This window comes from Streptomyces sp. NPDC001903 (genome assembly GCF_042891345.1).
Classification (GTDB): domain Bacteria; phylum Actinomycetota; class Actinomycetes; order Streptomycetales; family Streptomycetaceae; genus Streptomyces.
This window is the reverse complement of sequence record NZ_JBIASZ010000029.1, coordinates 1-18,125: the sequence shown is the minus strand read 5'-3', so window position 1 is coordinate 18,125 and position 18,125 is coordinate 1. Positions and strand designations below refer to the sequence as shown.

The 18,125-nt window shown below is 72.9% G+C and carries 18 protein-coding genes; 10 read left to right on the top strand and 8 right to left on the bottom strand.

Translation table 11 applies throughout. The features are described from left to right. Positions 1 to 169 precede the first annotated feature (169 nt). Positions 170 to 994 (bottom strand): IclR family transcriptional regulator, encoded by an 825-nt coding sequence (locus ACFYZS_RS38055; RefSeq protein WP_389023424.1) that lies wholly within the window; start codon positions 992 to 994, stop codon positions 170 to 172. Positions 995 to 1,123: 129 nt separating this feature from the next. Here ACFYZS_RS38055 and ACFYZS_RS38050 point away from each other — a divergent pair, with 129 nt between their 5' ends. Beyond that, a complete protein-coding gene (locus tag ACFYZS_RS38050; protein ID WP_389023419.1) occupies positions 1,124 to 1,852 on the top strand; it encodes a class I SAM-dependent methyltransferase in 729 nt (242 codons plus the stop codon). Positions 1,853 to 1,911: 59 nt separating this feature from the next. After that, positions 1,912 to 2,484, top strand: a complete 573-nt coding sequence (locus ACFYZS_RS38045) for a Uma2 family endonuclease (RefSeq protein ID WP_389023416.1) — start codon at positions 1,912 to 1,914, stop codon at positions 2,482 to 2,484. Here ACFYZS_RS38045 and ACFYZS_RS38040 read toward each other — a convergent pair. Next, positions 2,474 to 4,096, bottom strand: coding sequence for a FadD3 family acyl-CoA ligase (locus ACFYZS_RS38040; protein ID WP_389023412.1), 1,623 nt, complete (start codon positions 4,094 to 4,096; stop codon positions 2,474 to 2,476). The two genes, ACFYZS_RS38045 and ACFYZS_RS38040, sit on opposite strands and share 11 nt — an antisense overlap. 86 nt (positions 4,097 to 4,182) lie before the next feature. Between ACFYZS_RS38040 and ACFYZS_RS38035 the strand changes: the two genes are divergently transcribed. Genes ACFYZS_RS38035 through ACFYZS_RS38025 form a run of 3 tightly spaced genes read left to right on the top strand, consistent with a single transcriptional unit; the run spans position 4,183 to position 6,570 of the window. Beyond that, positions 4,183 to 5,334, top strand: a complete 1,152-nt coding sequence (locus tag ACFYZS_RS38035) for a lipid-transfer protein (protein ID WP_383343105.1) — start codon at positions 4,183 to 4,185, stop codon at positions 5,332 to 5,334. A gap of 4 nt (positions 5,335 to 5,338) precedes the next feature. Then, the gene (locus ACFYZS_RS38030) at positions 5,339 to 5,797 is read left to right on the top strand and encodes a Zn-ribbon domain-containing OB-fold protein (RefSeq protein ID WP_389023407.1); all 459 of its coding nucleotides are present in this window, start codon (positions 5,339 to 5,341) and stop codon (positions 5,795 to 5,797) included. Beyond that, positions 5,794 to 6,570: an enoyl-CoA hydratase/isomerase family protein gene (locus tag ACFYZS_RS38025; RefSeq protein WP_389023404.1), complete on the top strand. Its 777-nt coding sequence runs from the start codon at positions 5,794 to 5,796 to the stop codon at positions 6,568 to 6,570. The genes ACFYZS_RS38030 and ACFYZS_RS38025 overlap by 4 nt, the downstream gene beginning before the upstream one ends. A 14-nt stretch (positions 6,571 to 6,584) precedes the next feature. Here the strand turns inward: ACFYZS_RS38025 and ACFYZS_RS38020 are convergent, their stop codons facing one another. After that, positions 6,585 to 7,070, bottom strand: coding sequence for a hypothetical protein (locus ACFYZS_RS38020; protein WP_389023401.1), 486 nt, complete (start codon positions 7,068 to 7,070; stop codon positions 6,585 to 6,587). A gap of 188 nt (positions 7,071 to 7,258) precedes the next feature. On the opposite strand from ACFYZS_RS38020, the gene ACFYZS_RS38015 reads away from it, so the two are divergent. From ACFYZS_RS38015 to ACFYZS_RS38005, 3 genes are read left to right on the top strand one after another with little or no spacing between them, the layout of a single operon-like run. After that, complete coding sequence (locus ACFYZS_RS38015; RefSeq protein ID WP_389023398.1) at positions 7,259 to 8,569, top strand: hypothetical protein; 1,311 nt, start codon at positions 7,259 to 7,261, stop codon at positions 8,567 to 8,569. A gap of 59 nt (positions 8,570 to 8,628) precedes the next feature. Beyond that, entirely contained in the window at positions 8,629 to 9,132 is a 504-nt protein-coding gene (locus ACFYZS_RS38010; RefSeq protein ID WP_389023395.1) for a hypothetical protein, read from the top strand. After that, a complete protein-coding gene (locus ACFYZS_RS38005; RefSeq protein WP_389023392.1) occupies positions 9,132 to 9,641 on the top strand; it encodes a hypothetical protein in 510 nt (169 codons plus the stop codon). The genes ACFYZS_RS38010 and ACFYZS_RS38005 overlap by 1 nt, the downstream gene beginning before the upstream one ends. Before the next feature lie 127 nt (positions 9,642 to 9,768). Here ACFYZS_RS38005 and ACFYZS_RS38000 read toward each other — a convergent pair whose 3' ends face one another. From ACFYZS_RS38000 to ACFYZS_RS37990, 3 genes are all read right to left on the bottom strand, one after another. Next, positions 9,769 to 10,263 carry a peptidylprolyl isomerase gene (locus ACFYZS_RS38000; protein ID WP_389023389.1) on the bottom strand — a complete coding sequence of 165 codons (495 nt, stop codon included), beginning with the start codon at positions 10,261 to 10,263 and terminating at the stop codon, positions 9,769 to 9,771. A 56-nt stretch (positions 10,264 to 10,319) separates the two neighbouring features. Then, positions 10,320 to 12,752, bottom strand: coding sequence for a serine/threonine-protein kinase (locus ACFYZS_RS37995; protein WP_389023387.1), 2,433 nt, complete (start codon positions 12,750 to 12,752; stop codon positions 10,320 to 10,322). A gap of 240 nt (positions 12,753 to 12,992) precedes the next feature. Further along, complete coding sequence (locus tag ACFYZS_RS37990) at positions 12,993 to 13,793, bottom strand: VOC family protein (RefSeq protein WP_389023384.1); 801 nt, start codon at positions 13,791 to 13,793, stop codon at positions 12,993 to 12,995. A 306-nt stretch (positions 13,794 to 14,099) separates the two neighbouring features. Here ACFYZS_RS37990 and ACFYZS_RS37985 point away from each other — a divergent pair, with 306 nt between their 5' ends. Continuing rightward, the gene (locus tag ACFYZS_RS37985; RefSeq protein ID WP_053790587.1) at positions 14,100 to 14,747 is read left to right on the top strand and encodes a TetR family transcriptional regulator; all 648 of its coding nucleotides are present in this window, start codon (positions 14,100 to 14,102) and stop codon (positions 14,745 to 14,747) included. Positions 14,748 to 14,828: 81 nt separating this feature from the next. On the opposite strand, the gene ACFYZS_RS37980 is transcribed toward ACFYZS_RS37985, so the two are convergent. Both ACFYZS_RS37980 and ACFYZS_RS37975 read right to left on the bottom strand, forming a co-directional pair. Then, complete coding sequence (locus ACFYZS_RS37980) at positions 14,829 to 15,308, bottom strand: nitroreductase family deazaflavin-dependent oxidoreductase (protein ID WP_389023381.1); 480 nt, start codon at positions 15,306 to 15,308, stop codon at positions 14,829 to 14,831. Continuing rightward, positions 15,308 to 16,507, bottom strand: a complete 1,200-nt coding sequence (locus ACFYZS_RS37975) for an acyl-CoA dehydrogenase family protein (RefSeq protein ID WP_389023378.1) — start codon at positions 16,505 to 16,507, stop codon at positions 15,308 to 15,310. The genes ACFYZS_RS37980 and ACFYZS_RS37975 overlap by 1 nt, the downstream gene beginning before the upstream one ends. Before the next feature lie 137 nt (positions 16,508 to 16,644). On the opposite strand from ACFYZS_RS37975, the gene ACFYZS_RS37970 reads away from it, so the two are divergent. Further along, the gene (locus tag ACFYZS_RS37970; protein ID WP_389023375.1) at positions 16,645 to 17,874 is read left to right on the top strand and encodes an acetyl-CoA acetyltransferase; all 1,230 of its coding nucleotides are present in this window, start codon (positions 16,645 to 16,647) and stop codon (positions 17,872 to 17,874) included. Positions 17,875 to 18,125 lie beyond the last annotated feature (251 nt).

Below are 18,125 nucleotides of genomic sequence, written 5' to 3'. Positions count from 1 at the left end.
GATTCGGGGGAACCCCACGTGGTCACGGGGGAGCACGGCCCGGTGGGGTCACGGGGGAACCACCGGGAGTACGGACAACGGGGGAGCAACACAAGGACGGCGGCCGCGGTGGCCCGGAGGGGGAGCCACCGCGGCCGCCGTCGCATGCCCGCGTCCGGATGCGGGGAAGTCAGCCGCGCTGGAGCAGCAGTTCCACGCCCCGGGCGGCTTCGAGCAGCGCCGGCGACAGCCGCTCCAGCTCCGCCCGCGTGGTCAGGGCCGCGGCCGCGGTGAGGCTGATGCCGCCGACCGGGGCGCCGTCGCGGTCGAAGACGGGCGCGGCCAGGCAGCGTACGGGCGGCGTCCCGGTCCGGGTCCGGGGCAGGTGCAGGGGCCCGGTCACGGCCCCGGTCCCGGTCACGGCCCCGGTCCCGGCTTCGGTTCCGGGCTCGTCCTCGGCGTCGTCGAGGGCGTAGCCGCGGTCGCGTACGACACCCAGCCCGGCGGCGGTGCACGCCGACACTCCGGCGGCCCGCAGCACCGCCTGCGCCTCCTGCGCCGGGAGGTGGGCCAGGACGGATCGGCCGATGGCGGTGGAGTGCAGGGCGGCGCGCATGCCGACGCGGGCGGGGCTGCGGAAGGGCCGGCCGCTCTCGGTCTGCCGGATGTAGGTGAGCGCGGCGCCGTGGCGCAGCGCCAGGTGGACGGCGTGGCCGGTCCCCCGGTGCAGGAACTCCAGCAGTTCGACGATGCCCTCGGGCCGCTCGGCGCAGACCCCGGCGGCGACCGAGCGCAGCCGCAGGCCCATGCCGTAGCTGCCGTCCCCGTCGGTGACGGCGTAGCCCTGTTCGACGAGCGAGGCCAGGATCCGGTAGGTGCTGGACTTGGGCACGCCGGAGGCGGCGGCGACCTCCGCGAGCCGGTGCGGCCCGCCGGGCGCGCTCAGCGCCTCGATGATCCGCAGGGTCTTCTCCGGAGCGCTGCTGCCGGCCGTCGAGCTCCGTACGGCGCTCACCACGAGAACCCCAAGCTTTGGCAAAATGGACGTTTTCTACTGTACGTCACGAGAAGACCGTTTTATCACCATGCCGATGATCACGCGGGAGCGCCCCGGTCCCGGACCTCCCCTCACTAGGCTGGGCCCGTGTTCACCTCACAGGGACCCACCGTCCGCGAGCTCGCCGTGCAGGCCCTCTCGTCCGTCGAGCGCGGGTACGACCTGCTCTCGCCCAAGTTCGACCAGACCCCGTTCCGCACCCCCGACCGCATGCTCGACGCCGTCGAGGAGACGCTGGCGCAGCGGGAGGGCTCCTTCGGATCCGGGCTCGACGTGTGCTGCGGGACCGGCGCCGGGCTCGGCATGCTGCTGCGGCTGTGCCGGGGCCGGGTGACCGGGGTGGACCTGAGCGCGGGCATGCTGGCCGAGGCCGCGCGGGCACACCCCGACGAGCGCGTCGACCTCGTACGGGCCGACGCGCGGGCGCTGCCGTCCGGGCCGGCCCACGCGTACGACCTGGCCGTCAGCTTCGGGGCCTTCGGCCACTTCCTCCCGGCCGAGCGGCCCGCCCTGTTCTCCGGCGTGCACGCCGCGCTGCGGCCGGGCGGCCTCTTCGCGTTCCCGATCGGGGCGCCGATCCCGCCGAGCTCCCCCGTGTGGTGGGCGGTGGCGGGCTTCGACGCGGCGATGCGCGTGCGCAACGCCGTGTGGCGGCCGCCGTTCGTCATGTACTACCGGACCTTCCCGCTGGGCGGCGTCCGCGCCGACCTGCGCGCGGCCGGCTTCACGGTGGAGACCGCCCCCCTGGAGCACTTCGGCCGCCGCGACGACGGAACCCCGCGCTGGCGCCTGGTCCTGGCCCGCAAGGCTGACTAGAGCGCCGGTACCGGCACGCCAGGCCCACTAGGCTGGCTCCGCACTCTCTGGAGGACACCATGTCAGCCGAGCTCCCCGAATGGATGCTCCCGCCCCGCCCGAGCGGCTGGGAAGCGGACGACCTCGACCACTGGCCCCAGGCCCCTCGGCACACCGAGCTCATCGACGGAGCGCTGATCTTCATGCTGTCCCCGCAGCGGTCCTGGCATTCCCGACTCGTGGGAAGGCTGACCGCGAGGCTGGAGCAAGCAGCGCCCGACGGCATGGTCATCGAGCGGGAGATGACCATCCGCCTCGACAAGAGGAGCCGTCCCGAGCCTGACATCCTGGCAGCGACGGTCGCCTACGACCCCGACCGCACCCGCTACCTCCCCGATGAGGTGGTCCTGGTGATCGAAGTGGTGTCCGAGGAGTCGGCCGACCGCGACCGTTCGATCAAGCCCTTCAAGTACGCCCAGGCTGCGATCCCCCACTTCTGGCGGGTCGAGGACGAGCAGGGCGAGCCCGTCGTACACGTCTACGAGCTGGACACCGTCACCCGGACGTACGTCCCGACCGGGATCCACCGTGACCGGCTCAAGGTGGCGGTGCCGTTCCCCGTGGACCTCAACCTGGGCACGCTCACCCCCTGACCAGGCGGGCGCGGAGTTCGCGCTTGAGGACCTTTCCGCTCGCGTTGCGCGGGAGTTCGGCGACGAACTCGACCTCGCGCGGGACCTTGTAGTTGGCCATCTCGCGGCGGGACCAGGCGATCAGGTCGTCGGCGGTGAGGGTGGAGCCGGGGCGGCGGACCGCGTACGCCCTGCCGACCTCGCCGAGGCGCGGATCGGGGACGCCGACGACGGCGACGTCGGCGATGTCCGGGTGCAGGCCGATGAGTTGCTCTATCTCGGCGGGGTAGGCGTTGAACCCGCCGACGATGAACATGTCCTTGATCCGGTCGGTGATGCGCAGGTTGCCCTCGGCGTCGAGGACCCCGACGTCGCCGGTGCGCAGCCAGCCGTCGGGGGTGACGGCCTCGGCGGTCTCGGCCGGGTCCTCGAAGTAGCCCCGCATGACGTGGTGGCCCCGTACCCACACCTCCCCCGCCGTGCCGGCGGGCCGGGCGCGCCCGTGCTCGTCGGCGACCCTCACCTCGGTGTCCGGGATGGCCCGTCCCGAGGTCGAGGCGATGACCTCGGCCGGATCCCCGCGGCGGCACATGGTGACGATGCCGCTGGCCTCGGAGAGCCCGTACGCGGTGAGCACGGTGGCGATGTGCAGTTCGCCGCGGAGCCGTTCGACGAGCCGGAGCGGGACGACCGCGGCGCCGGTGACGACCAGGCGCAGCGCCGACAGGTCGTGCTGGTCGCGCTGGGGGTGGTCGAGGAGGGACTGGTGGAGGGTGGGCGGGCCGGGGAGTACGGAGATCCGCTCGGCGGCGATGTTGGCGAGGACGGTGTCCACGTTGAAGACCGGCTGCGGGACCATCGTGGCGCCGCGCATCAGGCAGGCGATGATGCCGGCCTTGTAGCCGAAGGTGTGGAAGAAGGGGTTCACGATCAGGTAGCGGTCGCCCTCGCGCAGGCCGGCGAGCTCGCTCCACACGTCGTAGCAGCGCAGCGACTGGGCGTGGGTGATGACGGCGCCCTTGGGACTGCCGGTGGTGCCCGAGGTGAAGATGATGTCGGAGGGGGAGTCCGGGCGGATCGATTCGGCGCGCTCGCGCACGGCGTCGGCGCCGGTCCCGTCCCCGCCGGCCAGGAACTCCTTCCAGGTGAGGAAGGACTCCGGGGCGTCCTCGGCGAGGACGACGACCTGTTCGAGGTGCGGCAGCCCGGGCAGCGGCCCGCGGCCCTCCCCCTCGGCGGCGGCGCGGCGCAGGGAGGCGACGTACGAGGTGCCGAGGAAGGTGCCGGTGACGAAGAGGAGCCTGGCCCGGCTGCGCCGCAGGACGTACGCGGCTTCGGAGCCCTTGAAACGGGTGTTGAGCGGGACGAGGGCGGCGCCCGCCGAGACCGCGCCGAGCGCGGAGACGATCCACTCCAGGGTGTTGGGGGCCCAGACGGCGACCCGGTCGCCCGGCTCGATCCCGGCGGCGATGGCGGCGGCCGCGGCCCGCTCCACGCGCTCGCCGAGCTGCGCGTAGCTGATGCGGACGCGCCCGTCGACGACGGCCTCGCGCTCGGCGTACTCCGCGGCCGCCGCGCGCACCAGTCCCGCGATGGAGCCCCAGCGAAGGTCCCCCCGCGCGTCTTCGGTCATCGCACACCCCTCCCAGTAGCTGACTATCCGTCAGATTAGCTGTAGCCTTCGCGGCTGTCAGTACTGGTGCAGCCCCGGAGGTGGCGATGGCGGCAACACTCAAGGACGCTACGGCGATAGTGGGGATCGGCCAGACCGCCTTTGCCAAACGTCTCCCCGAGTCCGAGAAGGAACTGGCCTGCCGCGCCATCCTCGCGGCGCTCGCGGACGCCGGAATAGCGCCCTCCGAGGTCGACGCGTTCTCCTCCTACACGATGGAGGAGACCGACGAGGTCGAGGTCGCCAAGGCCATCGGCGCCGGCGACGTCACCTTCTTCTCCAAGATCGGCTACGGCGGCGGCGGTTCCTGCGCCACCGTCGGCCACCTCGCGGCCGCCGTCGCCACCGGGCAGGCGAGCGTGGGCGTCGCCTGGCGCTCGCGCAAACGCGGCTCCGGCCCGCGCCCCTGGAAGAACACCGCGGTCCAGCTGCCCACCCCCGGCCAGTGGACCCGCCCCTTCGGGCTGCTGCGCCCCGCCGACGAGATCGGGATGCTGGCCCGGCGCTACATGCACGAGTACGGCGCCACCCGCGACCACCTCTTCAACGTCGCCATGGCCTGCCGCAACCGGGCCAACGAGAACCCGGCCGCGATGATGTACGAGCGCCCGCTGACCCGCGAGATGTACATGACCTCGCGCATGATCAGCGACCCGCTCTGCCTCTTCGACAACTGCCTGGAGACGGACGGGGCACTGGCCTGCGTCATCGTGAGCGCCGAGCGCGCCCGCGACTGCCGCCGGAAGCCCGTGTACGTCCACTCCGTCGCCCAGGGCCTGCCCGCCCAACACCACGGCATGGTCAACTACTGGAACGACGACCCGCTGTCCGGGCCCGCCTGGACCGCCGCCCGGCACCTGTGGAAGCAGGCCGACTTCGGGCCCCAGGACGTGGACGTGGCCCAGATCTACGACGCCTTCACCCCGCTCATCCCGCTGTCCCTGGAGGGCTACGGCTTCTGCGGGCGCGGCGAGGGCGCCGCGTTCACCGAGGGCGGGGCCCTGGAGATGGGCGGCCGGCTCCCGATCAACACCGGGGGCGGCGGACTGTCCGAGGCCTACGTGCACGGCTTCAACCTGATCAACGAGGGCGTCAAGCAGCTCCGGGGGATCTCCACCGCCCAGGTGCCGGACGCCGCGACCTGCCTGGTGACGGCGGGCGAGGGTGTCCCGACGTCCGCGATCCTGCTGAGGAGCTGACCCGATGACCACCACCACCTCCGCTTCCGCGGACGAGCTGCTCCTGCCCGTCCCCGACGAGGACGGCGCCCCCTTCTGGGAGTACGCGGCCCGGGGCGAGCTCCGCGTCCAGGCCTGCACCGCGTGCGGCAGGCTCCGCTTCCCGCCCCGGCCGTGCTGCCCGCACTGCCAGTCCTTCGACTCCGAGTGGCGGCCGGTGTCGGGCCGCGGACGGATCTGGTCGTACGTCCTGCCGCACCCGCCGCTGCTGCCCGCGTACGCCGCGCAGGCCCCGTACAACGTGATCCTCGTGGAGCTCGCCGACGCCCCGCGCATCCGCCTCGCCGGGAACCTGGTCACCTCGGCCGAAGCCCCTATGAACTCGGTGGACCCGGCCCGGCTGCGCATCGGCGCGCGCGTCCAGGTGGTGTTCGCGCAAACCGGCGGCATGACGGTGCCGCGCTGGGTGCTGGAGAAGCAGTGACGGTACGGGTGGAGCGGGACAAGGCGAGCGGGGTCGCGGTCGTCACCTTGGACCGGGAGCGCAAGCACAATGCGATCGACCTGGCGACGGCCGCCGAACTGGCCTCGGTGTGGCGGGAGTTCCGGTTCGCGGACGACGTACGGGCGATCGTGCTGACCGGCGCCGGGCAGGCGGCCTTCTGCACCGGCATCGACCGCGGGACGGAGGTCCCGCAGCCGCCCTCGCCCTACTCCGTGGACGATCCGCTGGTGGCGATCGGCCCGAAGGCGAACGACCTGTGGAAGCCGGTGGTCGCCGCCGTCAACGGCATGGCGTGCGGCGGGGCGTTCTACCTGCTGGGCGAATCGGAGTTCATCGTCTCCTCCTCGGCCGCGACCTACTTCGACCCGCACACGACGTACGGGATGGTCAGCGCGTACGAGGCCGTGTACATGGCGCAGCGGATGCCGTTCGGGGAGGCCGCCCGGATGTCCCTGATGGGGACCGCGGAACGGCTCTCCGCGCGCCGGGCGTACGAGATCGGCCTGGTCTCGGAGCTGGCCGAGCCCGGGGAGCTGCTCCCGGCGGCGCTGCGGGCGGCCGGGACGCTGGCCGGCCATCCGACGGAGGCCGTACAGGGGACCGTACGGGCCCTGTGGTCGGCGAAGCAGGCCGCGCTGCAGCAGGCGCTTGCGCAGGCCCCGGCGCTGATCTCGCTGGGGAACCTCCCGCCGGAGCGGCAGGCGGACCTGTTCACGGGGCGCCGGGCGGCGCCGGAGCCGCGGATCCGCTAGCAGAAAGAGACGGCCTAGTTGACGGTGCCGACCGCGCAGGAGCCGACGTCGGCCGCCTTGTCCTTCCGGCTCATCGTGGCGGTGACGGTCCGGGTCTCGCGCGCCTTGAGCGAGACCGGGACGGTGGTCCGCTCCACGACGCCGCTCGCGCCCTGGAAGACGACCGGAACGTTGACGAGGCGCGTGGAGTCCACGTCCGAGGTCACCTTGAGGACGGCCTCCGGCTTGCCGGGACCGGCGCAGGTGACGACCGAGGCGTGTGCGGGCGCACCGGCGCTCTTGGTGGGCGAAGGGGTCGACTTCCCGCCGCCGCTGCCGTTGCTGCTGTTGTTGTTGCCGCCGTTGTAGCTGCTGCGCTTCTTGGAGCTGGAACAACCGCCGCCGCTGCCGCCGCCGCTGCTCTTCGAGCCGTGCCCGTGCCCGCTCGACGAAAACCCGGTGAGCGCGAACACGACCGCGACCAGCACCGCGGTGAACCTGATCCGACGTCCAGCCACCATGGCTCGAAACCCCTCCCCTGGACAACGGCGGGCCACGCTATCACCGCTTGCCCCGTTCACAGTTGCCATGCATATGATCAAAGCCGGCCAACGGGGAGGCGCACCATGTCCGGTTCCTTGCGGCGCAGTCGACGGTGAAGACGCTGTAAAAGCTGTGAGGGGATCTGGTGCTGACCTACTACGAAGTCATGACCACGGACCTGGGTCTACTGACGACGGCAGCCGCCAAATGGGAGGAAATGGCGGGCGAGCTGAAGAAGGTCGAGACCCGCTACGGCGATTCCGTGCAAAAGATCACGGTGGGCGGGGAGACCTGGAACGGGGTCAGCCAGCAGACCGCCCGGACCAATTTCGCGGCGACCCGCTACGAGTACACCGCCGCGCAGGCCCAGGCGAAGGCGATCGGGAGCCTGCTGCGCGACGCGCACGAGAAGTTCACCGACCTGAAGCAGAAGCTGGAGAGCGCGCGCGACGACGCGATAGCCGCCGGCATGACGGTCTCCGAGCAGGGTCACGTCGCGTTCGACTGGTCGAAGCTGACGCCCTCCGAGCGCAGCGCGTACCACCACGACCCTGACGGCCAGAAGACGGTCAGTGACGCCGTCGGCAAGTGGCAGAAGCACATCGACGACCGGGTGAAGGCCGTCTCCGAGCTCGACCACAACGTCAAGATCGCCCTCAGCGCCGCCGTCATCGACAGCAACAAGGACGCCTTCGGCAAGGGCAACGACGAAACGCTCACCGGCTTCAACCGCTACGCCGAGGGCGACCTGGACAAGGCCCCGAAGAAGCTCGACGAGTCGCTCCCCCGGCCGCCGAAGGCCGACGACGGGCTCACGATCACAGGGCCGGACGCCGGCTTCAAGCTCACCGGCACCAAGTACGGCAAGGAAGGGTCGATGAAGGCGTACGCCGACCTCTTCCACATGAACTACAAGGGCGAGTACAACAACGGCCGGTTCAACCTCGGCGGGGTCGACGACATCTACATCGGAGCCAGGTCCACCGCGAACTGGGGATTCAACGACAAGGGCCTCACCAGCAAGGCCGAGGTCTCGGCCGGCGTCCGGGCGATGCTCGAAGGACACGCCAACTACGGCGTCGTCGGCGGCTACGGGCGCTTCGAGGGATTCGCGGGCGGCGAGGCCTCCGCCAGCCTCGGGGCGGGCAAGGAGGGCTTCAACGCCGGCGTGAAGGCCTTCGCAGGCGAGAAGGCCAGCGTCGCCACGGGCGCGGAGGTCGCCGGACTCGGCGCCGGCGCCACCGCCGAGGGCTGGTACGGCGCGGGCGCGGAAGCCAAGGTCACCTTCGGCAAGGGCGAGGACGGCAAGTACCACTTCGGCGGCAAGGTGGGCCTCGCGCTCGGCCTCGGCGGAGCCGTGGGCGGCGAGTTCACGGTCGACCCGGGCAAGGTCAAGGACGCCGCGGGCGACGCGGCCGACTGGGTGGGCGACACGGCCGGCTCCGTCAAGGACGAGGTCACGAGCTGGTTCGACTGACCGCGCCGGACGCCTGACTGATGTACTCCCCGTACTCCCCCGTGGAAGGAGGGCCTGAGATGCCCACGACCCTGCCGGTGCCCATCGAGTTCGGCTTGCCGGAAGGCTGGGAAGCGGCTCCTCCGGACGAGGTGGGCGCACCCGGCGTGGCGTTCATCGCGCTGTACCCGCACCCCGACGCCGGGTTCACCGCCAACATCACCGTCGACGGCGACTTCCGCCCGGACGGGGCGACACTCACCGACATGGCCGACGAGTCGGTGGAGCGGCTGCGCCGGGCCGACGCCGAATCGGTGACGGTGACCAGCCGCCGCGAGCTCGGCTCCGAGGGCTCGCCCGGGCTGGCGCAGCGGCTGACCCTGACGGCCGTCGCGGGCGGGGTGCGCCGCGACCTCGTCCAGTCCCACGTCTACCTGACCGTCGTGGACCTCGGGAACCCGCACCGGCGCGCGGTGATCCGCCTCGTCCTGACCTCGACGGCGGCGCAGGAGGACGGCGTCCTGCCCGGCTTCCGGACGTTCCTGCGCACGGTGCGCCTGGACACGGGCGAAGGAACCGGCTGATGGGCCGCCTCTGGGACAAGTACATGGGCACCGTGCGGGCCGACGCGGGCGCTTCCGCGATCCCCACCACGGAGCTGCGGGCCGCGCTGCTCGCGCTGAACGGCACCGGTGTGGTCTTCAGCGTCCGCGAGGCGGGCGGCGGGGACGCCGACCTGGTCGCGGACTGGAAGGTGACGGAACCCCCCACCGGAACCGGCCTGAACCGCCGGCAGGTCGAGCGGACCTTCAAGGTGTGGATGCGCCTGCTCCCCGCGGAGCGGGAGGTACGGGCCATGGACGAGCAGTGGGCGGTGACCCGGGCCGGCAGCCCGCCGGGCCGGACCGTGCAGCGCGAGCACGGGCGCGGCCCGATCCGCCACAGGCAGAAGGAGTGGACCTTCGAGCGGGGGCCCGACGGCAGCCGCCGGAAGGTCGAGTCGTTCAGCCTGGACACCCGCGACCTGAAGGACCCGCTGCGCAAGACGGTCCTCGGCGCGGGCTGGACCTGGCACGGGGTCCGCAAGCTCTGACGGCCGGCGGGTGTCCGTGGCCGTGTCCGTGGCCATGGGGCCTCGTACCCCCGGCATGGCGGCGGCCCCGGCCCCCGGTGAGGGGGGCGGGGCCGACCAGCCGGTACGGCGGGTGGTGCGGGGTGGATCAGGCCTCGACGGTGCCCGAGGCGGCGATCTCGATCTTGCCGCGAGTGGCGCCCGAGGGGGTGCCGAGCTTCTCGATGGCGTCGACGATCTCGGAGCCCTCGACGACCTCGCCGAAGACGACGTGCTTGCCGTCGAGCCACGGGGTGAGGACCGTCGTGATGAAGAACTGCGAGCCGTTGGTGTTGCGGCCGGCGTTCGCCATCGACAGCAGGTACTTGCGGTCGTGCTTCAGCGTGAAGTTCTCGTCCTCGAACTTCTCGCCGTAGATGGACTTGCCGCCGGTGCCGTTGTGGTTGGTGAAGTCACCGCCCTGGAGCATGAACTCGGGGATGACGCGGTGGAAGCCCGAGCCCGCGTAGCCGAAGCCGTTCTGGCCGGTGGCCAGCTCGCGGAAGTTGCGCGCCGTCTTCGGGACGACCTCGTCGAAGAGGTTGAAGACGATGCGGCCGGCGGGCTTGCCGTCGATGTTGATGTCGAAGTAAACGTTGCTCATGGGGTCCATCCTGTCACTCCCGGTGCCGCACGCGACTCGGAGGGGCCCGAAAACCCTCACCCGGCCGTACGGGTCCCCGTTCCCTTGGCGGCGTCCAGGGCGTACACGCAGCGGTCCTTGCTGCATGCGTAGACCACGCCCGCCTCGGCCACCGGGGCGCCCGTGATCTCCCCGCCCGTGGCCAGCTTCCAGCGGAGCTGGCCGCCGGCCGCGTCCAGCGTGTACAGGCAGTGGTCGGCCGAGCCGAAGTGCACCCGGCCGTCCGCGACCGCCGGCAGGCCGGTGATCTCGCCGCCCGCCGCGAACCGCCACTTCGGGGTGCCGGTGACCGCGTCGAGCGTGTACAGGGCGCTGCCGGCACCCAGGTGGACGTTGCCGTTCGCGACCACCACCGGGTCCGAGGACTGCCGTGCCTCCGTCGCGATCCGCCAGCGGTCCTGGCCGGTGGCCGCGTCCAGGGCGTAGACCGTGCCCAGGTAGTCGGCGAGGTAGACCCCGCCGCCCGTGACCGCCGCGCCGGGCGCGTAGGCCGGGGCGGCCAGGAAGACCGCCGGGGCCTCGAAGTGCCAGCGGACCCGGCCCGAGGCCCGGTCCACGGACAGCACGCGGGTGCCGGCGGCGATGTAGACGTTGCCGTCGGGGGCCGGGGTGACCCGTACGGGGACGTTGCCGCAGGAGGCGGCGTCGCCGACCGGGTACGACCAGGCCTCGCGGCCGCTGCGGGCGTCCAGGGCGCGCAGCCGCGCGTCCTGCCACACGTACACCGTGCCCTCGTGCAGGACGGGGGCCGCCTCCGGGGTCTCGAAGTCGCTCTGGGCACCGGTCAGCTCCCACAGCTTCTGGCCGTTCGACGCCTCCCAGCCCTGTACGCCGCCGCCGCGCGTGGCGGTGACGACGGTGCCCCGGTCGGCGCGCAGCGCGTACACCCAGGCGTCGGTGTTCAGCCGCCACCGCTCGGAGCCGTCCGAGGCGTCGAGCGCGTAGAGGGAGGGGCCGTCGGAGGCGTGGATGCGGCCGTCGGCGACGGCCATGGACCAGGCGACGTCGCGGGTCTTGAACTGGCGGCGGCCGCTGGCCACGTCCAGCGCGTGCACCTCGAAGGAGGTCACGTACAGCAGGTCTCCGGCGACGGTCGGGGTGCCCCAGACCTCGTTCGACATGCGGAAGCGCCAGGGCCGCCAGCGGCCGCTGTCGGGGCCCGCGGCGGGCGAGGGCACCACGGCCGAGGCGGAGGAGGACGCCGGGGCCCGGCCCGGGGCGGCGGCCGCCGAGCCGCCCGGCGGGCGCACCCAGCCGGTCGCCGAGTCGGCGGCGGCCGCGTGCGCGGCGGGCGCCGCCGCGCTCGCGCGCGGCCCGGGCCCGATCGGCACCGGCGATCCGCCGAGCCGGACCGGCTCGCCGGACGGCGCCGGGGAGACCGGCCGCGGCGGGTGCTGCGGGCGCTGGGGCACGGCCTGGCCGGTGCGCGGGTCGACCCAGGGGTCGGCTCCGCCGGCGCCGCCGGCGCCGCCGCGCGGCTCCCTGCGGTGCGTCGCGGCGTCGGAGCCGCGCCCCGGGCCGCGGCCGGGCGCCGGGACCGGCGCGGCGGCCGTGCGCTGCCCGGCCCGCCGGGCCTCGATCATGGCGACGGCCCGGCCCGGCAGCCACGCCGAGGCGGTACCGCTGTCGTCTCCGCCGTCGAAGAGGTGCGGGGCGAGCTGTGCCTGCAGGTCGGCCGGGGTCGGGCGCTGGGTCGCGTCCATCTGCATGCAGGAGTCGATCAGCGGCCGCAGCTCGTCCGGGAGCCCCTCCAGGTTGGGCTCGTCGCGCAGCAGCATGAACACCGTCTCCACCGGGTTGGCCCCGTGGTACGGCGGATGGCCGGTCGCGGCGAAGACGAGGGTGGAGCCGAGCGAGAAGACGTCGCTGGCGCCCTTGACGCTGCGCGAGTCCTTCGCCTGCTCGGGCGACATGTACGCGGGCGTGCCGACGGCGACGTTCGTCATGGTCAGGCGGGTGTTGGAGACGCCGCTCGCGATGCCGAAGTCGATCACGCGCGGGCCGTCCTCGACGACGAGCACGTTGGACGGCTTCAGGTCGCGGTGGACCAGGCCCGCGCCGTGGATGGACTGCAGGGCCTCGGCGATGCCGGCGGCGAGCCACCGTACGGCCTGGGCGGGCATCGGCCCGCACTCGTTGACGATCTCCTCCAGGGAGGGCGCCGGGACGTACGCGGTCGCCAGCCACGGCACGGCGGCCCGCGGGTCGGCGTCGACGACGGCCGCGGTGTAGAAGCCGGACACGGCGCGCGCCGCCTCCACCTCACGGGTGAAGCGCACCCGGAAGAGCTGGTCCTCGGCGAGCTCGGTCCGCACCGTCTTGATCGCCACCCGGCGTCCCGATGCCGACCGTGCGAGATAGACCAGCCCCATGCCGCCGGCGCCGAGCCGTCCCAGCACCTCGAAGGGGCCGATCCGTCTCGGGTCGTGCTGCGTCAGCTGCTCCACCACTCGCCTCACAATCCCCGTACGGGCCCTCGCCGGGCCCGTTCCCACCTGCACGCGCGCCGGCACGGCGGTCGGCCCCGTGCAGCGTCTCACCCCGGGCGCCGCCCGGGGTCGCGCAACCCCGATTCTGTCAGGCCCGCGCGAGGGGTGCGTCGTCACAGTCGCGGCCGGGCGTGGACGTCCCGTCGGCCGTCCCCTCGCCTGTCTCCTCGGCCGTCCCCTCGGCCGGCCCCCGGGCACCCCTTACCCGAGCGGACCCGTACGGGGCTCGGAGAGCAGGGCGAAGACCGCGCCCTGGTTGTCGGCGACGACCGCGATCCGCCCGTGCGGGGTGTCGAAGGGGTCTGCGGTGACGCGGCCGCCGAGCCGCTTCACCGTCGCGACGGACTCGTCGACGTCCGGGACGGCGAAGTACACCAGGAAGTGCGCCGGCATGATCTCCGGGAACGCGTCGGTGATCAGGCTGCGCCCCAGGACCGCGGTGTCGGCCCCGGGCCGACTGCCGGGCGGGGACCACAGGCGGTACTCGATGCCGCTCCCGGCGTCGTCCTGGTCCTCGGGGACGTAGCCGAAGACGTTGGCGTAGAAGACGTCGACCGCGTCGCGGGCGCGCGTGTAGACCTCGCTCCAGCAGTACGTGTACGGCTCCTGCTGGGCCTCGAAGCCGTGGTGGGTGCCGGGCTGCCAGAGGCCGAAGACGGCCCCGCCGGGGTCGGCGGCCAGCGCGGCGCCGCCGTACGGGCCCACGGGCTGCGGGTCCATGACCATCTGGCCGCCGGAGGCGCGGATGCGGGCGGCGCACGCGTAGGCGTCGACGGTGTAGAGGTAGATCCCCCAGACGGTGGGCATGCGGCCGTCGGGTTTGGGGGCGAGGGCGGCGACGTTGCGGCCGCGGCTGTAGGCCTGGGTGTATCCGCCGTATTCGGGGCCGGCGCCGGCGGAGAAGGTCCACCCGAAGAGCTCACCGTAGAAGCGCTTGCCGGCCTCGACGTCCGGAAGCGAGGCGTCCACCCAGCAGGGTGTGCCCTCCGCGAATGCGGCCATGGCCCGGTTCCTTCCGTTGTGCCCCTCTGTGCCCCTCAGCCATGATCTGCCCGAAAACTTGTCCACAGCCTGTTGATAAGACTAATCGGGGGATTTCTAGAGGAAGCGGGCGGGGTGGGAAGGGCTTCGGTCGCCCGGATTTCGCACCGGATCTGTGCGGGATGCGCCCGGAATCAGCACGTCCGCCGCCCGGAAACCGCCACCCGCAGCGGCCCCGGGCGCCGCCTTCACCCAGGCCAGGCGTCCCGTAACCCCATTTGCAGGCGGCCGAATCGCGCGCGGATCACCCCTCGGTAAGCTGACGGCATGACAGGACAAGTACGCACCGTCGACGGCCGCGTTGCCGGCCGGCGCGGTCAGGCGACGCGGCAGAAGCTGCTCGACTGCCTCAGCGAGATGCTCAGCTCCTCGCCGTACCGCGACGTCAAGGTGATCGACGTCGCCCGCAAGGCCGGCACCTCCCCCGCGACCTTCTACCAGTACTTCCCGGACGTCGAAGGCGCCGTCCTGGAGATCGCCGAGCAAATGGCCACGGAGGGCGCGCAGTTGACGGCGCTCGTCGAGGGCCGCAACTGGGTCGGCAAGGCCGGCTGGCAGGCCGCCGAGGAACTAGTCGAGGGATTCCTGGACTTCTGGCGGCGCAACGACGCGATCCTGCGGGTCGTCGACCTCGGCGCGGCCGAGGGCGACAAGCGCTTCTACAAGATCCGCATGAAGATCCTGAACTCCGTCACCAACTCCCTGACGGAGTCGATGAAGGAGCTCCAGGCCAAGGGCAAGGTCGACAAGGACCTCAGCCCGGCGGCGATGGCGGGCTCGCTGGTCGCGATGCTGGCCGCGGTCGCCTCGCACCAGAAGGGCTTCCAGACCTGGGGCGTCAAGCAGGCCGAGCTCAAGCCGAACCTGGCGCTGCTCGTCCACCTGGGCATCACCGGGAAGAAGCCGACCAAGTAACGGCGGACCCTCCCCGGGTCCGCCGCCCCCTCTCCCAGCCCCTTCCGCCCCTCTCCCTCCCCTGCCGGCCGCCCGCCGCGATCAGCGACGCTCCAGGCGGAACAGCCGGATCTCGCGCTCGATGCGCGCCTGGTACGTCGCGTACGGCGGCCAGAACCCCAGTACGGCCTGCCACGCCGCCGCGCGTTCCGCGCCCTCCAGCAGCCGGGCCCGCACGGCGATGTCCTGACCCTTCCAACTCACGTCCGCCTCCGGGTTCTTGAGCAGGTTCGCGGTCCACGCCGGGTGTCCGGGGCGGCCGAAGTTGGAGCCGATCAGGAGCCAGCTGACACCCCCCTCCTCCGGCATGCAGGCGAGCGGCGTGGTGCGCGGTTCGCCCGTCTTGGCGCCCTTGGCGGTCAGGATCACGCCGGGGAGCATCTGGGCGCTGAGCATGACCTTGCCGCGGGTCAGCTTGTGCACCGCCTTGTCCATGGCGGGGATGAAGTGCGGTGCGAGCTTGGCGAACAGCATGGTCGAGGAGACCTTCTGCATCAGCTTGACGCCTGCTGCCAGTGCCATCAGACGGCCACCTTCTCTTGTGGGGTGGTGAACAGGCCCGAGCGGTGGGCGGCGTGCGCCCGCAGCCGGTGGACGGGGCCGAACAGCAGCTCGTCGGCCGCCGCCCGCTTGAAGTACAGGTGCGCGTCGTGCTCCCACGTGAAGCCGATGCCGCCGTGCAGCTGGATCGCCTCGCCCGCCGTGATCCGCAGCGCCTCCAGGGCCTGGGCCAGGGCGAGGCCGCCCTGGCGCGGGTCCCAGGCGGCGTAGTAGGCAGCCGAGCGGGCCGCCTGGACGTGTACGTAGAGGTCGGCGAGCCGGTGTTTGACCGCCTGGAAGGACCCGATCGGCCGCCCGAACTGCTCGCGCTGGCGGACGTACTCCACCGTCCGGGCCAGCGCCTGCCCGGCCGCGCCCACCGCTTCGGCGGCGAGTACGGCGGCGGCGGTGCGCCCGGTGGCGGCGAGCGCGGCGAGGACCGCGTCGCCGGTGGCGTTGTCGGCGTCCTCGCCGAGCAACTCGGCCGGAGTGTCTCGAAGTTGGACGCGGGCCTGCGGCCGGGTCTCGTCGAGGGTGGCCTGCCGCGCCCTGGCCAGCCCGGGCGCGTCCTCCCGTACGAGGAACAGCAGGGTGCGGCTCCGGGCGAACCCGCCGGTGTGCGCGGCCACCAGCAGGAGGGAGGCGCTGTGCCCGTCGAGCACCTGGGCGGCCTCCCCGTACAGCCGCCAGCCGCCTCCTTCGCCGGGCCGGGCCTGCACCCCGCCGGCGCGGCCCCCGCCGGCCCACTCCCCGGGGGTGTTGTCGCCGGTCAGCGCGAGGGCGGTGGAGAGCGCCGGGCCGGGGACGGCGAGGGCCGCGGTGAGCCCGCCGGCGGCGAGCGCCGGGAGCAGTGCGGAGCGCTGGGCGGCGGTGCCGAGGGCGGTGATCAGCGGTACGGCGAGCGCGGCGGTGGCCAGCAGCGGCGAGGGCAGCAGCGCCCGGCCGGTCTCCTCGCAGGCCAGCGCCAGGTCGGCGGGGGTGCAGCCGACGCCCCCGTACTCCTCGGCGACGGCGATGCCGGGCAGGCCGAGCTGTTGCGCGAGCTGCTGCCAGAGCTCGCGGTCGTGCCCGGCGGCGGTGCGGACGGCGGCCTTGACCTCGTCCGGGCCGCAGCGTTTGCCCAGGATCTCGCGCAGGGTGCGGCGCATCTCGTCCTGCTCCGCGGTGAAGGCGGCATCCATCGTCTGGCTCCTCCTGGGGGCACCTCCCAGCGGTGGCTGGGGGCTCTTCTGACGGGGCGTCATGTTAGGGCGGGCGGCGACAGATGCACAGGGGGTGGGCTAGAAACTGACGTTACGTCAGATGTACGTTCTGATGCATGCCTGGACCCACGCCCGGACCCGCGTCCGGACCCACGACCGAAGCTCGCAACGGACGCCGCAACGGACGCCGCCGGGTCGCCGTCGTCGGCGTCGCCCTCTCCGACTGCGGCCGGGTGGACGGCCCCACCCCGTACGCCCTGCACGCGCAGGCCGCCCGCCGCGCCCTGGCCGACTCCGGCCTGGACCGCTCCGTCATCGACGGCTTCGCCTCGGCCGGCCTCGGCATCCTCGCGCCGGTGGAGGTGGCCGAGTACCTGGGGCTGCGCCCCACCTGGGTCGACTCCACCTCGGTGGGCGGCTCGACCTGGGAGGTCATGGCGGCGCACGCGGCGGACGCGATAGCCGCGGGCCACGCGAACGCCGTGCTGCTGGTCTACGGCTCGACGGCCCGGGCCGACATCAAGGCGCGGCGGCGCACCTCGAACCTCTCCTTCGGGGCGCGGGGCCCCCTGCAGTTCGAGGTGCCGTACGGACACACGCTGGTCTCGAAGTACGCCATGGCCGCCCGCCGCCACATGCACGAGTACGGGACGACGCTGGAGCAGCTCGCCTCGGTGGCGGTCCAGGCTCGGGCGAACGCGGCGACGAACCCGGACGCGATGTTCCGCGACCCGATCACGGTCGACGAGGTCCTGTCCGGCGAGATGATCGCGGACCCGTTCACGAAGCTGCACTGCTGCATCCGCTCGGACGGCGGCTGCGCGGTGCTGCTGGCTGCGGAGGACTACGTACCGGACACGGCGAAGGAGCCGGTCTGGATCCTGGGCTCGGGCACGTCGGTCTCCCACACGACGATGTCGGAGTGGGAGGACTTCACCGTCTCCCCGGCGGCGGTCTCGGGCCGCACGGCGTTCGAGCGGGCGGGGGTGACCCCGGCGGACGTCGACATCGCGCAGATCTACGACGCGTTCACGTACATGACCCTGGTCACCCTGGAGGACCTCGGCTTCTGCGCGAAGGGCGAGGGCGGGGCCTTCGTGGAGAAGGGCCGCCTGCTCCGCGACGGCGAACTGCCGGTCAACACGGACGGCGGCGGCCTGTCGGCCTGCCACCCGGGCATGCGCGGCCTGTTCCTGATCGTCGAGGCCGTCCGCCAGCTCCGCGGCGAAGCGGGCCCCGACCGCCAGGTCACGAAGCGCGGAGGCCGCCTCCCGCAGCTGGCGGTGGCGTCGGGCACGGGAGGCTGGTTCTGCTCATCGGGAACGCTGATCCTGGGGCGGGGGTAGGGGGCGGGGGCTGCGTAGGCGGGGTCGGGTGAGTGGGGCGGGGCTTCGGGGGGCGGGGCCTGCGGGGGCGGGGCCGGGTAAGTGCGGCGGGGCTTCGGGAGGCGGGGCCTGCACGGGCGGGGCCGGGCGAGTGCGGCGGGGCACCGGAGCAGGACCCGATGACTCGGGGTCGGTGGTGTGTCCGGGGGCGTCCCGTCAGTCCACTGTCCTTCCGTGTCGGGTCGGTCCGTCAAGGGCGCTCCCTGCGGTCG

Bases quoted from the DNA above. Each gene is read 5' to 3' on its own strand.
- ACFYZS_RS37990 (WP_389023384.1), bottom strand. From the start codon at position 13,793: ATGGCCGCATTCGCGGAGGGCACACCCTGCTGGGTGGACGCCTCGCTT.
- ACFYZS_RS38000 (WP_389023389.1), bottom strand. From the start codon at position 10,263: ATGAGCAACGTTTACTTCGACATCAACATCGACGGCAAGCCCGCCGGC.
- ACFYZS_RS38035 (WP_383343105.1), top strand. From the start codon at position 4,183: ATGGCGGCAACACTCAAGGACGCTACGGCGATAGTGGGGATCGGCCAG.
- ACFYZS_RS38005 (WP_389023392.1), top strand. From the start codon at position 9,132: ATGGGCCGCCTCTGGGACAAGTACATGGGCACCGTGCGGGCCGACGCG.
- ACFYZS_RS38015 (WP_389023398.1), top strand. From the start codon at position 7,259: ATGACCACGGACCTGGGTCTACTGACGACGGCAGCCGCCAAATGGGAG.
- ACFYZS_RS37970 (WP_389023375.1), top strand. From the start codon at position 16,645: ATGCCTGGACCCACGCCCGGACCCGCGTCCGGACCCACGACCGAAGCT.
- ACFYZS_RS37975 (WP_389023378.1), bottom strand. From the start codon at position 16,507: ATGGATGCCGCCTTCACCGCGGAGCAGGACGAGATGCGCCGCACCCTG.
- ACFYZS_RS38045 (WP_389023416.1), top strand. From the start codon at position 1,912: ATGTCAGCCGAGCTCCCCGAATGGATGCTCCCGCCCCGCCCGAGCGGC.
- ACFYZS_RS38030 (WP_389023407.1), top strand. From the start codon at position 5,339: ATGACCACCACCACCTCCGCTTCCGCGGACGAGCTGCTCCTGCCCGTC.
- ACFYZS_RS37985 (WP_053790587.1), top strand. From the start codon at position 14,100: ATGACAGGACAAGTACGCACCGTCGACGGCCGCGTTGCCGGCCGGCGC.
- ACFYZS_RS38010 (WP_389023395.1), top strand. From the start codon at position 8,629: ATGCCCACGACCCTGCCGGTGCCCATCGAGTTCGGCTTGCCGGAAGGC.
- ACFYZS_RS38040 (WP_389023412.1), bottom strand. From the start codon at position 4,096: ATGACCGAAGACGCGCGGGGGGACCTTCGCTGGGGCTCCATCGCGGGA.
- ACFYZS_RS37980 (WP_389023381.1), bottom strand. From the start codon at position 15,308: ATGGCACTGGCAGCAGGCGTCAAGCTGATGCAGAAGGTCTCCTCGACC.
- ACFYZS_RS38020 (WP_389023401.1), bottom strand. From the start codon at position 7,070: ATGGTGGCTGGACGTCGGATCAGGTTCACCGCGGTGCTGGTCGCGGTC.